At 61.2% G+C, this 13,845-nt stretch carries 12 protein-coding genes; 5 read left to right on the top strand and 7 right to left on the bottom strand.

Features of this window, described 5'->3' with window-relative positions; genetic code table 11:
- Nucleotides 1-120 precede the first annotated feature (120 nt).
- The 3 genes from MRX98_RS11340 (at nt 121) to MRX98_RS11330 (ending at nt 4,744) form a co-directional block, all read left to right on the top strand.
- Nucleotides 121-2,613: a diguanylate cyclase domain-containing protein gene (locus tag MRX98_RS11340; protein WP_246908075.1), complete on the top strand. Its 2,493-nt coding sequence runs from the start codon at nt 121-123 to the stop codon at nt 2,611-2,613.
- Nucleotides 2,614-2,697: 84 nt separating this feature from the next.
- A complete protein-coding gene (gene murB, locus MRX98_RS11335) occupies nt 2,698-3,714 on the top strand; it encodes a UDP-N-acetylmuramate dehydrogenase (RefSeq protein WP_246907679.1) in 1,017 nt (338 codons plus the stop codon).
- Nucleotides 3,715-4,111: 397 nt separating this feature from the next.
- On the top strand, nt 4,112-4,744 hold the full coding sequence (locus MRX98_RS11330) for a cytidylate kinase-like family protein (protein ID WP_246907665.1): 633 nt from the start codon (nt 4,112-4,114) through the stop codon (nt 4,742-4,744).
- A gap of 161 nt (nt 4,745-4,905) precedes the next feature.
- Here MRX98_RS11330 and queD read toward each other — a convergent pair whose 3' ends face one another.
- Together queD and dnaJ are read right to left on the bottom strand one after the other, a co-directional pair.
- Nucleotides 4,906-5,271 carry a 6-carboxytetrahydropterin synthase QueD gene (queD, locus tag MRX98_RS11325; protein WP_246907662.1) on the bottom strand — a complete coding sequence of 122 codons (366 nt, stop codon included), beginning with the start codon at nt 5,269-5,271 and terminating at the stop codon, nt 4,906-4,908.
- Between the two features lie 14 nt (nt 5,272-5,285).
- Nucleotides 5,286-6,401 carry a molecular chaperone DnaJ gene (dnaJ, locus tag MRX98_RS11320; protein ID WP_246907659.1) on the bottom strand — a complete coding sequence of 372 codons (1,116 nt, stop codon included), beginning with the start codon at nt 6,399-6,401 and terminating at the stop codon, nt 5,286-5,288.
- A gap of 217 nt (nt 6,402-6,618) precedes the next feature.
- Between dnaJ and ubiE the strand changes: the two genes are divergently transcribed.
- Nucleotides 6,619-7,335, top strand: a complete 717-nt coding sequence (gene ubiE, locus MRX98_RS11315) for a bifunctional demethylmenaquinone methyltransferase/2-methoxy-6-polyprenyl-1,4-benzoquinol methylase UbiE (protein WP_246907656.1) — start codon at nt 6,619-6,621, stop codon at nt 7,333-7,335.
- Between the two features lie 36 nt (nt 7,336-7,371).
- Nucleotides 7,372-8,328, top strand: a complete 957-nt coding sequence (locus MRX98_RS11310) for a phosphatidylserine decarboxylase (protein ID WP_246907654.1) — start codon at nt 7,372-7,374, stop codon at nt 8,326-8,328.
- A 39-nt stretch (nt 8,329-8,367) separates the two neighbouring features.
- Here MRX98_RS11310 and MRX98_RS11305 read toward each other — a convergent pair whose 3' ends face one another.
- From MRX98_RS11305 to rpsO, 5 genes are all read right to left on the bottom strand, one after another.
- Nucleotides 8,368-9,213, bottom strand: coding sequence for an MBL fold metallo-hydrolase (locus MRX98_RS11305; protein ID WP_246907637.1), 846 nt, complete (start codon nt 9,211-9,213; stop codon nt 8,368-8,370).
- Nucleotides 9,214-9,255: 42 nt separating this feature from the next.
- Nucleotides 9,256-9,717, bottom strand: coding sequence for a dUTP diphosphatase (dut, locus tag MRX98_RS11300; RefSeq protein ID WP_246907633.1), 462 nt, complete (start codon nt 9,715-9,717; stop codon nt 9,256-9,258).
- Nucleotides 9,714-10,958 carry a M16 family metallopeptidase gene (locus MRX98_RS11295; protein WP_246907621.1) on the bottom strand — a complete coding sequence of 415 codons (1,245 nt, stop codon included), beginning with the start codon at nt 10,956-10,958 and terminating at the stop codon, nt 9,714-9,716. The genes dut and MRX98_RS11295 overlap by 4 nt, the downstream gene beginning before the upstream one ends.
- Nucleotides 10,933-13,047 carry a polyribonucleotide nucleotidyltransferase gene (locus tag MRX98_RS11290; protein WP_246907618.1) on the bottom strand — a complete coding sequence of 705 codons (2,115 nt, stop codon included), beginning with the start codon at nt 13,045-13,047 and terminating at the stop codon, nt 10,933-10,935. The genes MRX98_RS11295 and MRX98_RS11290 overlap by 26 nt, the downstream gene beginning before the upstream one ends.
- 513 nt (nt 13,048-13,560) lie before the next feature.
- Complete coding sequence (gene rpsO / locus MRX98_RS11285) at nt 13,561-13,830, bottom strand: 30S ribosomal protein S15 (RefSeq protein WP_246907607.1); 270 nt, start codon at nt 13,828-13,830, stop codon at nt 13,561-13,563.
- Nucleotides 13,831-13,845: the final 15 nt, after the last annotated feature.

The following is a 13,845-nucleotide window of genomic DNA, read 5'->3' as shown; positions in this document are numbered from 1 at the left end:
TCCGGCGCCGGGATTCAAATCTTTTTTATCAACTTCCTGTGACAACAGCCGATAATTTCAGAGGATACGTGCGCGAACAGACCTGTATGCCGTTTGCAGGGTCGGGAACTGAAAGTGGCCATGGACAATACCCTTTCCATCTATCTGCTGCCCCCCGTGCTTTCCCTGGTTTGCGCCCTCTACCTGAGCATCCTGATGATGGCCAGGGGCGGGCCGCTCACGGGCCGGCTGCTGTTCGTGGTGGTGTGCCTCTGGTACTCGCTGTTGGCGCCGATGTTCATCCTGCACCATTTCATCGCCGATGTGGACACCTTGTTGAGCATCGAACGCAAGGTCCACTTTTTCTATGTCTATCTGCCCCTGGCGATGACGGCCTATTTTCACCACATCCTCGGGATCCGGCGCAACGATATTCTGGTGGTGCTGTTCTGCATCAGTTTGCTATTCAGCCTGACCACCCAGTCCGAACACTATATCCAAGGGTTTTACCAGTACGGTTGGGGTTACATCGCCCGGGGAGGGCCGGCCTTTCAGCTCTTCGGCCTTTATGGGCTCCTGACCTTTGGTTACTGTGTCTGGCGTTTCCGGCAACGGTTGCGAGTGGAAACCGACGGGGCGTTGCGGCTCAAATTCAAGTATGTGGTTTTCGCTTTTGGTTTGGGAACCCTGCTCACCTTTTTTAATGTGCCGGCGATGCACGGCATCGATTGGTACCCGCCGGGCAATTTCAGCTTTCTGCCCATGGCCGTGCTGGCCTACGCCGTGCTCAAGTACCGTTTGGTGGAGATCGAAAGCTTTTTCCAGCGCGGCCTGTTGTATGTGTTCCAGATAGTGGCGCTGCTGTTGCCCAACCTTTTTGTTTTTCAATGGGCGGCGCCCCGTTTCAGCGCTTGGACCGCCGAGTTGCAGTTTGCCGCGCTGCTGTTCTGGTTCGGGATCAACCATCTCTATTTGAGGCGGCTGCAGCGCTACAGCGATCGTATTTTGCACAAGAACCGGGACCAATTGCAGAAGGCCGAGAACCGACTGATTGCCGAAATGCTGGTGCTGCGTGGTACCGATGAATTGGTGCAGAAAATGGCAAGTGCAGTGATGGGTGTGCTGCCCTTTGCCTGGGTGCGCATCTATGTTGTGGATGAGCAGCGGCACCAGCTGGTGGACCCGAAGGGCGACGGCCACCCCGTGGACCAACGGTTGTTGGCGGTGTTGGCTGATTTTCGGGGCGTTGTCGACGCCCGCGCCCTGGCGGTTCATCCCCGGCTGCAGTCGCTGGAGCGCCCTTTGTCGCAGTGGCTGGGAACGTTGAATGCCGCCTATGCCGTCTCCTTGATGCACAACGACAGCCTGGTGGGCGTGCTGGCCCTGCCGCGCAAACAGAACTTGCAGGCCCTGCACCCCGACGAAGCCGACTTCCTCAAGAACGTCGCCAGGCCCTTGGGCCTGGCCTTGGCCAACGCCGTCATTCACCAGCGCATCACCGCCCTGAAAGACCGCCTGGAGGCCCGCAACAGCGCCCTCAATCAGGAGATCAGCGAGCGGCAACGGGCCGAACAGCGCTTGCAGGCGATGCGGGACGAGCTGCGCAGCGCCAATGAGGCGTTGCAAAACGCCATTTTGCAGGCCAACGAAATGACGGCCAAGGCCGAGATCAGCAACCATGTGCTGACCCAGGAGGTGGAAGACCGCAAACGGATGGCGCTCATGTTGCAACAGAGCGAGGAACGGTACCGATTGGTGGCGGAAAACGCCACCGACGTGATCTGGACCATCGACATGAACGGTCGGTTCACCTTCATCAGTCCGTCGGTGTTCCAGTTGTTGGGCTACCGGCCCGAGGAGATGATGGAGATGGAGATGCCCGCCGTGTTGACCCCCGCCTCCCTGCAAATTGCCCAAACGGCCATTGCCGAAGAGTTCGACAAATTCATCCACAAAACAGGTGACGAACGCACCACGAGAACGACCGAGTTGGAACAGGTGCGCAAGGACGGCACGACGGTCTGGACCGAAGTCAACACCCGTTTTATCAAGGACGAGAACCGCCAGGTGATGGGCATCTTGGGTGTCACCCGCGATATCACCGAACGGAAAAGGACGGAGCAGGAGCTCACCTATTTGGCCCATCACGACGGGTTGACCGGTCTCTACAATCGCCAAGCCTGCATCGAGATATTGGAAACAGAGATCAAATACGCCCGGCGCCACGGATCGGGTCTGGTGCTGCTCTATTTCGACCTGGACAAGTTCAAGCCGGTCAACGACACCTACGGCCACGAAATCGGTGATCGTTTGCTGGAACAGGTGGCCGCCCGCTTAAAACGGGCCGTTCGCGAAACCGACTGCGTTGCGCGGCTCGGCGGTGACGAGTTCACCATTGTTCTGAAGCACCCGGAACAGATACAGCACGAAATGGTCATTCAGCGGATTCGGCGCGATTTGGCCCGCCCGTTCCAAATCGGTGACATACAGATCGATTTTGTCACCGCCAGCATCGGCACCGCCACCTACCCGCGGGATGGCGAGACGGTTGGGGCCTTGATGAAGTGTGCCGACATGGGCATGTATCAAGCCAAGGAGCGGCCCATCGCACAACCCTGCGCCAACGAAGCATGATCTAGAATTGACACCATCGGTCCCCTCGGCCATACTGCCCATTGTGCTTGTCGTAACTGCGCCAACCGATGGATGCCGCCGGATATGCAACTGCAAACCCTTGTCGATTTAACACCCCACAACACCTTCGGTCTTCCGGCCGTGGCCCGGGCCATGGTTCACATCGACAGCGACGCCGCCATCCCGCGGCTGCTTGACCATCCGCTATACGGCCCGATGCCCAAATGGGTGTTGGGCGGCGGTTCCAATGTGATTTTCACAGGGGATCCGGCGGAGTTGGTACTGAAGGTGGCCATCAAGGGGCGGCGTCTGCTCCCAACGCAGGCCGATGCATGGATCGTGGAAGTCGGTGCCGGCGAATCGTGGCACGACCTGGTGCGCTGGACCATCGCCAACGGCCGGCCGGGCCTGGAAAACCTGGCGCTGATTCCCGGCACCGTGGGCGCCGCCCCCGTGCAGAACATCGGCGCATACGGCGTATCGCTGCAGGAGCGCTTCGATGCATTGGACGGCATCGACCTGACAACCGGCCAACCTTTCACCCTGACGGGCGATCAGTGCCGGTTCGGCTATCGGGACAGTATTTTCAAGCATTCCCTGGCCGGCCGGTGTGTCATCACCCGTGTGCGGTTGCGTTTGCCGCGACCATGGCGGCCCGTATTGGATTATCCCGATTTGCAGCGACGGCAGAGGGAGAGCGGTAGCGGCCGGCCCGACCCGCAACAGGTCTTCGATTGGGTTTGTGCTTTGCGCCGCGCCAAGTTGCCCGATCCGGCCACGGTGGGCAATGCCGGCAGTTTTTTCAAGAATCCGGTGGTGACGGCGGATCGGTTTGCCCAACTCTTACGCCGCCATCCGGCCGCCGTGGGCTACCGTCAGCCCGACGGCCGGGTGAAGCTGGCCGCCGGATGGCTGATCGAAACCTGTGGCTGGCGGGGCCGCACCATGGGACGAGTGGGGGTCTACGCCCATCAGGCACTGGTGCTGGTCAACCAGGGCGGGGCCACGGGCATCGAAGTGCTGGCCCTGGCCCGCGCGATCCAGGAAAGCGTCAAGGGCCGCTTCGGCATCACCCTCGAAATCGAACCGACAGTGGTCTGACCGCAGACACCCGTTTCTCCGATACGCCAGGGGACCTACCGGTTTCTTCGGTATCGAAATCGCTTTTCTCGCCGCCGGCTACCTGTTGAACAGGGCGATGGCTGTACCGTTGACGCCGCTATTGTGCAAAACCTCCCGGCCTTCGGCCACCGGCAACCAGTTGCCGGTGCCACCCCCGACACACCCACCCCCGACACACCCACCCCCCCAACCACCTCTAATCGAAAGAATTCCTTCAACTTAAAACTTTAAACTTAAAACTTAAAACTGGCCCGCCAGGGCCCCGCCAGGGCCAAACAATGATTGACATACTGTTCTTTCCTTATTATTTTCAGACGTTTCAAGCTGCCGCGGTCGATGCGCGCGTTTACTCATGTCAACAGCAAAGGGGGCGATTATGGCCGTTGTTACCATAGCCCGACAATTCGGAGCGGGGGGCCGGACACTGGGCAGCCGCTTGGCCAAGGAGCTGGGGTACCGTTTTTTGGACGATGTGGTGATTCAAGAGTTGGCTCGTCGCATCAAGGTGCCCCACGAAGCGGTCCAGGATATCGAAAACATTGCCGGCGGACTCTTTTCACGCATCGTGTCCGCGATGCTCAGCCGCAGCTACATGGAACGGCTCACCGGCGAGGACTTCGGCTACATCGACGAGGTGATTTACCGCAAAATGCTGCAGGAAGTGATTCACGACCTGGCGCGCAAGGACAACGTGGTCCTGCTTGGACGCGGCGGACAATATGTGTTGGAAGACGAACCCAACACGGTGCACTTCCTCCTGGTGGCCGATAGAAGCTACCGGGTGGCTTTCATGCGGGACAATTACAAGCTCTCCCCGGCTCGGGCCGAAGAGGCGGTCACCGAGGGAGAGAAGCGCCGGCGGCAGATCTATTCCTTGTTTCGCAGGTCCGATTACAACGATCCGCTACACTACCACATGGTGCTCAATACCAGTCGTATGGGCCAGGATCAGGCACTGGCCCAAATGGTCGGTTGCGTTAAAGGTTGCGCCGAAACCACCAAAGCCTGATGCGCTTATACTTAAACCCATACGGCATCGGCGTTGGATATACGCCAAAAGGCCAATGGGAAACGGCCCGTCGGTCGTGCGACGGCCCCGTTTTCCATTGGCCTTTTGTGTGGATGGGCGCCGTTGCCCGCCGAAGCGGCTCGCGGTCCCGTCCGCCCGGGTTACGGCCGGTAGGTGGCGCAGGCGTCTTCCGATTCCCAGGTGGTCACGCGGCTGACCCGCACATCCGTTCCTTCCAGTTTCGCGGCCAGTGCCTGTGCGATATAAACGGCGATGTTTTCCGACGAGGGGTTGCCTTTGAAGAACGGTAGCTCGTTGAGGAATTTGTGGTCCAGGGTGTCGATCACTTCGGCGACATGCACCTTGAGTTCGCCGAAATCCATCAGCACGCCCCAGGAGTTGAGGGTGTCGCCGGCCACGCACACTTCCACCTTCCAGTTGTGACCATGGAGGTTCTCACACTTTTTGGCCACCATGCGCAATTGGTGAGCGGCGGCGAAATGGGTCAGGATCTTCAGTTCGAACATGGGTGCGGATTCCTTCATTGCATGGCCTTGGCGGCGGCGCCTTTGAACATCTCCTTGAGCCGCTTGCCGATTTTACCCTCTTCGATACGGGCGAACTCCTTGAGCAGCGATTCCTGTTTCTTGTTCAAGTGGGTGGGGGTTTTGATGGTCACCTGAATGATCTGGTCGCCCCGCCGGCCCGTGCGCAACGATGGGATGCCTTCCCCGCGAAAGCGAAACACGTCGCCATACTGGGTGCCTTTGGGGATCTCCAGGGACTTGTTGCCGTTGAGGGTCGGCACCTCGATGGCGTCGCCCAGGATCGCCTGGGTGAAGGAGATGGGGATTTGACAGTAGATGTGGTTCTCTTCCCGTTTGAAAAAATCGTGGGGCTGAACATGGATGAAGACATAGAGGTCGCCGGGAGGGCCTCCCATCATGCCGGCCTGGCCTTCCCCGGACAGTCGCAGCCGCGAATTGTTGTCCACGCCGGCCGGAATTTTGACCGCCACGGTTTTATGGGTCAATACCTGGCCTTGGCCGTTGCATTGGGTACAGGGGTGGGGGATGAACCGGCCCGCGCCGCGACATTGGGGACAGGTGGTGCGGATGGTGAAGAAACCCTGGCTGCGGCCGACCTGGCCCGTGCCCTGGCACTGGGGACAGGTTTCGGTCTGGGTGCCGGGGGCGACGCCCTGGCCGTCGCAGGTCTCGCAGTTGACATGTTTGTCGATGTCGATGGTGGTTTCCACGCCGAAGGCGGCATCCATGAAACCGATGGTCAGGTCGTAACGCAGATCCGCGCCGCGCTGGGCCCGGCTCCGGCCGCCGCGTCGGCTGCGAAAGCCGAAAAAGTCTTCGAAGATGTCGCCGAAGCTGGAAAAGATGTCCTCGAATCCACCGAAGCCGGAGAACCCGGAACCTTCCAAACCCTGGTGCCCGTAGTGGTCATAAAGTTGACGTTTCTGCGGGTCGCGCAGCACTTCATAGGCTTCGGCGGCTTCCTTGAAGTTGTCTTCGGCGGTTTTGTCGCCGGGGTTGCGATCCGGATGAAATTGGAGGGCGAGTTTGCGATAAGCGGCTTTGAGTTCCGCCTCGGAGGCGTTTTTTTCGACACCCAGTACTTCGTAATAGTCCCTTTTACCTCTCATATGCGCTTCCGATTGGCTCTTGTTGTGGGTCCATGTTCTGTGTTACAAACCGTCGACTTGAAAGAATTGCAAAAAACGGGCCGCCACAAGCAGTGCCGTTTGGGCCGCCCGAACGTCGCCCCCGCATTTGGATGACCGCCTCATAAAGGTGCCGTATGCCGTCCCGCGGCAGGCGATGCATCAATGGCCAAAGTTAATGCAAGAGCGTATCGTGTCAATGAAATCAACTGAATTACCATTTGTGCGTGAAATGTTCAACCACATCGCGCCACAGTACGATTTTCTCAATCGATTGTTGAGCCTGCGCCGCGATGTGCATTGGCGACGGGCATTGGTGGCGGCCCTGGGACTGAACAAGGGGGCCGTCGTGCTGGATGTGGCCTGCGGCACCGCCGATGTGCCCTTGGAGGTGGTACGCCAAGTGGGCGACCGGGTGCGGGTCGTGGGGGCCGATTTCGCGCCGCAGATGTTGCGCCTTGGCCGGCCGAAAATCAAGCGTGCCGGTCCCAAGGGCGACACCATTCACCTGGTGGCCGCCGATGCCTTTGCGCTGCCCTTTGCGGCGCAACGCTTCGATGCCGTGACCATGGCCTTCGGCATCCGCAACGTTCAGGATAAACAGACGGTGCTGCAACGGTTCCACCACTTGCTGAAACCCGGTGGCCGATTGGCCATTCTTGAACTCGGCATGCCCTCGGAGGGGCTGCTGGGTTCGCTGTTCAGAAACTATTTCAGCCGGTTGCTACCTCTGGTGGGGCGTCTTTTCTCGCGCCACGGCTTCGCGTACAGTTATCTACCCGATTCCGTGGCCCACTTTCCCCCACCGGCAGCCTTCGCCGCCCTCATGCGCGGCGCCGGTTTCGAGAACGTACGCTACCGCCCCCTGACCCTCGGGATCGCGGTGCTGTTCGTGGGTGTGAAAAGCAAGTCCTGAAGCACCGCCATCCGCGGCCCTGGCGGATTGCCCGGAATGCCGATGGAAATCCCGGCCGGATCGGCCGGCGCAGGAGAGACTTTGAATCCATCATCCGAGAAAATCGTTTTATACAACCGACGCACCGGCGTCCTGGAAGAGGAATCCGTTGCGGGCCGGGCCTGGATGGATTTTTTTTACGGTACCGCCGTCGGCCGGCGTATTACCGCACTGCTGTTGTGCCGGCCCTGGCTTTCCCGTCTCTATGGCGCCTGGCAGCAGCACCCGGCAAGCCGCGGACGAATCGTTCCTTTCGCGCGGCAATTCGGCGTGGCACTGCAAGAGGCACGGATACCCACCGGCGGCTTTGCCTCTTTCAACGACTTTTTCATCCGGCATTTACAAGCGGGGGCACGGCCCGTGGCGGCCGATCCGCGCGCGCTGATCGCTCCGGCCGACAGCCGCCTGCAGGTTTTTGATTTGACCGCCGACACTCGGCTTCAGGTCAAAGGCAGTGCCGTAACGGTGCCGGCCCTGCTCGGCCGACCCGGCCTGCCCCAGGGGTTCGAGGGGGGCTGCTGCCTGGTGTTTCGTCTGGCGCCCTGCGACTATCACCGCTTCGGCTTCGTGGACGACGGCCTTCAGGGCCCGATTCACAACGTCCCCGGCCTGCTGCACTCGGTGAACCCGCTGTCGCTCAAGCACAAACCGGATGTTCACTGCACCAATCAGCGCCAGTGGTGCTTTCTGGAAGGCCGTGCCTTGGGCACCATGATCCAGGTGGAGGTGGGGGCCATGCTGGTGGGCAGCATCGTGCAACACCAGCCCGCCGGCGGTCCTTGCCGTCGCGGCGGCGAAAAAGGCTATTTCCAGTTCGGCGGCTCCACCGTGATCCTGGTCCTGCCCCCCGGACGCGTCGTCATCGATGCCGCTATCCGGCACCACTCCGCCAAGGGCATCGAAACCCTGGTGCGTTACGGAGAGCGGATCGGAGAAGCCGTACTCGCCCAATAGGGTTCATCCAGCCCAATAAACTCAATAAACCCAACAAATTCAACCCACTCGACCCGGAGCGACCGTCAGGACCTCGCTGCAGCAATCCTGCCGGGCGACATGAAGGCGGAAGCGGCAGGCCACCGTTTCCAGGGTGCGCTCCACCGTTGCGCGGGCTTTGTCCGGAGTGTTGTTGATTTCGCTCAGGTGGGCCAGGATGACGTGGCGCAAGGCGTCGTGGGCCAGTTCGGTCAGCAACCGGCCGGCGTCCTGGTTGGAAAGATGGCCGTCGCGGCCCTTGATGCGCTGTTTGAGGGGCCAAGGGTAGGGGCCCTCGAGCAGCATTCGGGGATCGTGGTTGGCCTCGATCACCAGCAGGGCGCAACCGGCCAGGTGCTGCCGCACCATGCCGGTGGCGATGCCCAGGTCGGTGGCGATGCCGATTTTGCACCCGTTGACCGCGATGGTGAAGCCGCCCGGGTCCCGTGCGTCGTGGGAAGTGGCGAAGGGATGGATTCGCAGATCGCCGATGGCGAAGCGGCGGCCGATCCGGAAATGGGAGATTTCGGGTATGTGGCCGATGGCGCCCCGGGCCGCTTCCTCGGTACCCGGCGAGAGGTGCACCGGCAATCCGTAGCGCCGGGCCAGGACGCCCACGCCGCGCACATGGTCGCTGTGCTCATGGGACACCACGATGGCGCTGAGGTCGGCTATTGATAAATCGGCGGCCGCCATGCGGCGCTGGATTTCGATGCCCGAAAGTCCGGCGTCCACCAGGATGGCGGTGCGTCCGTCACTGACATGAATGGCGTTGCCTTTGCTGCCGCTGGCCAACACACAGACCGAAAGCGATCCGATCTTGTCCGAAGCAGGGGGGGCTTTCAGGGTTTCACAGCAGGGCTTCATCTTCCATTCCCGGTCGACGCATTCGCGTTGCTTGACATGCCGTTATTTCCCGGTGCTGCCGAAGCCGCCTTCGCCCCGCGGCGTGTCGTCCAAACTTGCAACCTCCGCCACATCCACCGTGCAGACCCGCTGGATCACCATTTGGGCGATCCGTTCGCCCCGGTGCAGGGTGTAGTCGGCCGGCCCGAGGTTGATCAGCCCCACTTGCACCTCGCCGCGGTAGTCGCTGTCGATGGTGCCCGGTGCGTTGACGACGGTGACGCCGTGGCGGATGGCCAGCCCGCTGCGAGGGCGGATCTGGGCTTCGTACCCGTCGGGCAGGGCCATTGCGAACCCCAGGGGAACAAGGGCGATGGCACCCGGCGCCAGGGTCAAGGGCGTTTCGATGGCCGCGCACAAATCCATGCCCGCGGCCCGCTCGGTCATGAAGCGGGGCAAAGGGATGTCCTGGTCCTGGTCCGGGTGGAGTCGCCGGATGCGGAGCGTGGGGTTGGCGCGGGTCATGGCGATTGAACGCCCGAGGTTTCCACCGGCCCCAACAGCGTGGTGCACAGCCGATCCTCTCGGAAGAGGTCGGTCGCCAGGGCTTGCAGATCTTCGGCGTTGACGGCATCGATGCTGCGCGCCACCTGCGCCATGGGAATGTAGTTGCCGAAGTGAATTTCGTTCTGCGCCAGGCGCACCATCTGGTTGTCCACGCTCTCGGCGGCCAACCAGAGGTTGCCCTTGGTGAACTCCTTGGCGTCGCGCAGTTCATCGGCCGATACCGGCTCGTGCCGCAGCCGATCCATCTGTTTGCGGATCAGCGCCAGGGTGCGCTCCACGTCCGAGGGGCCCACGCCTGCATAGACGCCGAACATGCCCGCGTCCACGTTGGACATCATGAAGGAGTAGACCGAATAGGCCAGGCCGCGACGCTCGCGGATCTCTTGAAACAAACGGGAGCTCATATTGCCGCCCAGCAGGGTGTTGAGCAGGGAGAAGGCGAACCGGCGTGGATCGGTGATGGCCATGCCCGGTGTGGCCAGGCATAGATGCACCTGTTCCAGATGGCGCGCGTGCGTGCGGTTGCGCGCTTCGATCCGGGGGGTGGTGCGCTCCGGCAAGGATTGGCCGTTTCGGATGGCGGCAAAGGCCGGTCCCGTCAGATCGACGAAACGGTCGTGATCCAGATTGCCGGCGACGCTGATGACGATGCGTTCCGGATGGTAGAAGCGGTGGAAAAAACCTTTGATGGTGTCGGCCGAGAAGGAGCGGATGTTTTCCCGGGTGCCCAGAATCGAACGACCCAGGGGGTGATCGCCCCAGAAGGTTTCTCCCGCCAGCAGATGCACATACTCCTCGGGGGCGTCTTCCACCATGCCGATCTCCTGCAGGATGACCGGCCGCTCCCGCTCCACCTCCAAGGGGTCGAACATGGAGTTGAGAAAAATGTCCGACAGGATCTCCACCATGGTCTCCAGGTGGGTGTCCATGACCCGGGCGTGATAGCAGGTGCTCTCGGTGGAGGTGAAGGCGTTGGTTTGACCACCGATGGCGTCGAAGGCCTTGGCGATATCGTAGGCGCTGCGCCGGGTGGTCCCCTTGAAGATCATGTGTTCGATGAAGTGGGACAAGCCGCTCTGTTCGTCGGACTCGTCGCGAGCGCCCACGTCCACCCAGACTCCCATGGAGACCGAGCGGACGTGGGGCATGTGTTGGGATACGATCTTGATGCCGTTAGGCAGGATTGTCTTCCTTGGCACCGCGTTTTTGCTCCTCTTCCAGCGCAGCCTTCAGGCTCAGGCGGATACGGCCGTCCTGGGAAACCTCCAGGACCTTGACCTTGACGATATCCCCCTCCTTGACCACGTCGGTCACCTTGGCGACGCGGCGATTGGCCAGTTGGGAGATGTGGACCAGACCGTCGGTGCCGGGGGCGATTTGCACGAAGGCGCCGAAATCGGTGGTCTTGACCACCTTGCCTTCATAGATGGCGCCCTCCTCGGGATCCATGGCGATGGCCTGCACCTGTTCCATGGCCATCTTGCCCTCTTCCTCGTTGGTGGCCGCGATTTTCACCATGCCGCTGTCATCGATTTCGATGCGGGTATTGGTCTCGGCCTGGATGGCGCGCACCACCTTGCCGCCCGGGCCGATGATGTCACGGATCTTGTCCGGGTTGATCTTGATGGTGAAGATCTTGGGCGCGAACCGGGAGATGTCGCTGCGCGGCTCGGCCAACGCTTCGAGCATTTTGTCGAGGATGTGCAGCCGTCCCCGGCGGGCCTGCTCCAGAGCCTTATCCATGATTTCGCGGGACAGTTCGTGGATCTTGATGTCCATCTGCAGGGCGGTGATGCCCTCCCGGGTACCGGCGACCTTGAAATCCATGTCGCCGAAATGGTCTTCGTCCCCCAGGATGTCGGAAAGGATCGCCACCTGCTCTCCTTCCTGAATCAGCCCCATGGCGATGCCCGATACCGGTGCCTTGATGGGCACGCCGCCGTCCATCAACGCCAGAATACCCGAGCATACGGTGCCCATGGAAGAGGAGCCGTTGGATTCCAGTACCTCGGAAACCAACCGGATGGTGTAGTCGAAGTCTTCGCGGTCGGGCAGAACCTTCTCTATGGCGCGGGTGGACAGCCCCCCATGGCCGATGTCCCGGCGGCTGGGGCCGCCGACGCGCTTGACTTCACCCACGGAAAAGGGCGGAAAGTTGTAATGCAGCATGAAGGGCCGCATCTCTTCACCGCTGAGGGTTTCCACCCGTTGCTCGTCGGGCCCCGATCCCAGCGTGAGCACCCCCAACACCTGGGTTTCGCCCCTGGTGAAAAGGGCGCTGCCGTGGGGGCGCGGCAAAATCCCGACTTCGCAGGTAATGGGCCGGATGGTGTCGAAACCGCGGTTGTCGATGCGCCGACCTTCTTCGAGGATCATGCGGCGGCAGATTTTTTTCTGCACGCCGTCCAGGATCTCGTACACCTCGCCGCGCCGTTCCGCGAATTCTTCTCCCAGACTCTCGAAAATTTCCTTTTTCAAAGCGCGCAAGGCACTGGAACGCGCAACCTTCTCCGGGATGCGCACGGCTTGGTCGATTTTGTCCGTTGCCATGTCGGCCAGCCGTTCGGCCAACGCTTCGTCCGCGACAGGCGGCGTGAAGGGCCGTTTGGGCTTGCCCAGGGCCGCTTGCAGCTGCTCTTGCAGATCGATGATCGGCTGCATCGCCTTGTGGCCGAAGAAGATGGCATCCAGGATCTCCGCTTCGGAAACCACTTGGGAGCCGCCTTCCACCATCACCACGCCGGTTTTGGAGCCGGCCACGATCAGGTTGATATCCGACACCTGGCATTGGCTGATGGTGGGATTGGCGATCAATTCGCCGTCCACCCGCCCCACGCGCACGCATGCGATGGGACCGGCAAAATGGATGTCGGACAGGGTGAGGGCCGTCGAGGCGCCCACCACCGCGAGCACATCCGGGTCGTTTTCCTGATCCATGGAGAGGACCGTGGCGATCACCTGGGTTTCGTGGCGCCACTGTTTGGGGAACAGGGGGCGGATCGGGCGGTCGATCAGGCGGGCGGTGAGGGTCTCTTTCTCGCTGGGACGACCGATTTCACGACGAAAGTAGTTGCCGGGGATGCGGCCGGCGGCGTAGATTTTTTCCTGGTATTCCACCGTGAGTGGCAGAAAGTCGGCCGGTCTTTCGTCGTGGGCGGCCACCGCCGTGACCAGGACAATGGTATCGCCGTATTGGATTTGAACGGCACCGCCGGCCTGTTTGGCCGTCTTGCCGGACTGGATGGTCAGGGTCTTGCCCCCGACCTCTGTTGTAAGGGTTATTTCCATGTGATCGTCTCCTTGTTGGTTGCCGGTGCGGCATGCCCTGCGCGGGGAGGTCGGCCGATGCCGACCAAAATCAGCGGGCAACGCGGTCCGCCGGCGTGGGTAACACCCAATGCGCCGCGAGGCGCTTGCGGCGCCTTGCACGGTTGGATGAAGGTCTGGAAACGGGGTCGTATGGCCCGCGCCGGTGCGGCATCAGGCGGCTGAGAAGCGGTTCTCGCAAAGTCGCAAAGAACGCCAAGTGATCCCAGGGCGGTGCTACGCCTTGGCGGCCTTGGCGGCTTGGCGAGAAAAGTCGGAATCTCAGCCCCTTCATACCGAATGCGCGGGCAGGGCCCGTTTCGATGATAATTGTTAAAACACCGGTGCACAGCGGGCGTCGCTTGCCGCCGCCATGCCCTTTTGGGTGGCGTGCATGGCGAGCGTTCGAGCGATACATAATCAAACCGGCGGCCTATGGCAAACTGTGGTCGCCATCGATCACCGCCGGCGGTAACGGTTTCGCCCGCTGGGATATCAGCGGCGCAACCCCATGTTTTCGAGGATGGTCCGGTAGCGCTGGACGTCGTTGTTTTTGACATAATTGAGCAACCGCCGGCGTTGGCCCACCAGCATCAGCAGCCCCCGACGGGAGTGGTGATCCTTCTTGTGGATCTTCAGGTGCTCGGTCAGGTAGTGTATGCGGTGGGTCAGCAGGCCGATTTGGACTTCCGGGCTGCCGGTGTCCGTGTCGTGCAGTTTATATTGTTCAATCAAACCCTTTTTGTCTTGCGTCGATAAAACCACTGTTCCGTTCCTCCT

Origin of the sequence: Desulfatitalea alkaliphila (assembly GCF_022968795.1) — a bacterium.
GTDB lineage: Bacteria > Desulfobacterota > Desulfobacteria > Desulfobacterales > Desulfosarcinaceae > Desulfatitalea > Desulfatitalea alkaliphila.
The sequence above is the reverse complement of the archived record's forward strand: the minus strand, read 5'-3'. Positions and strand labels throughout refer to the sequence as shown.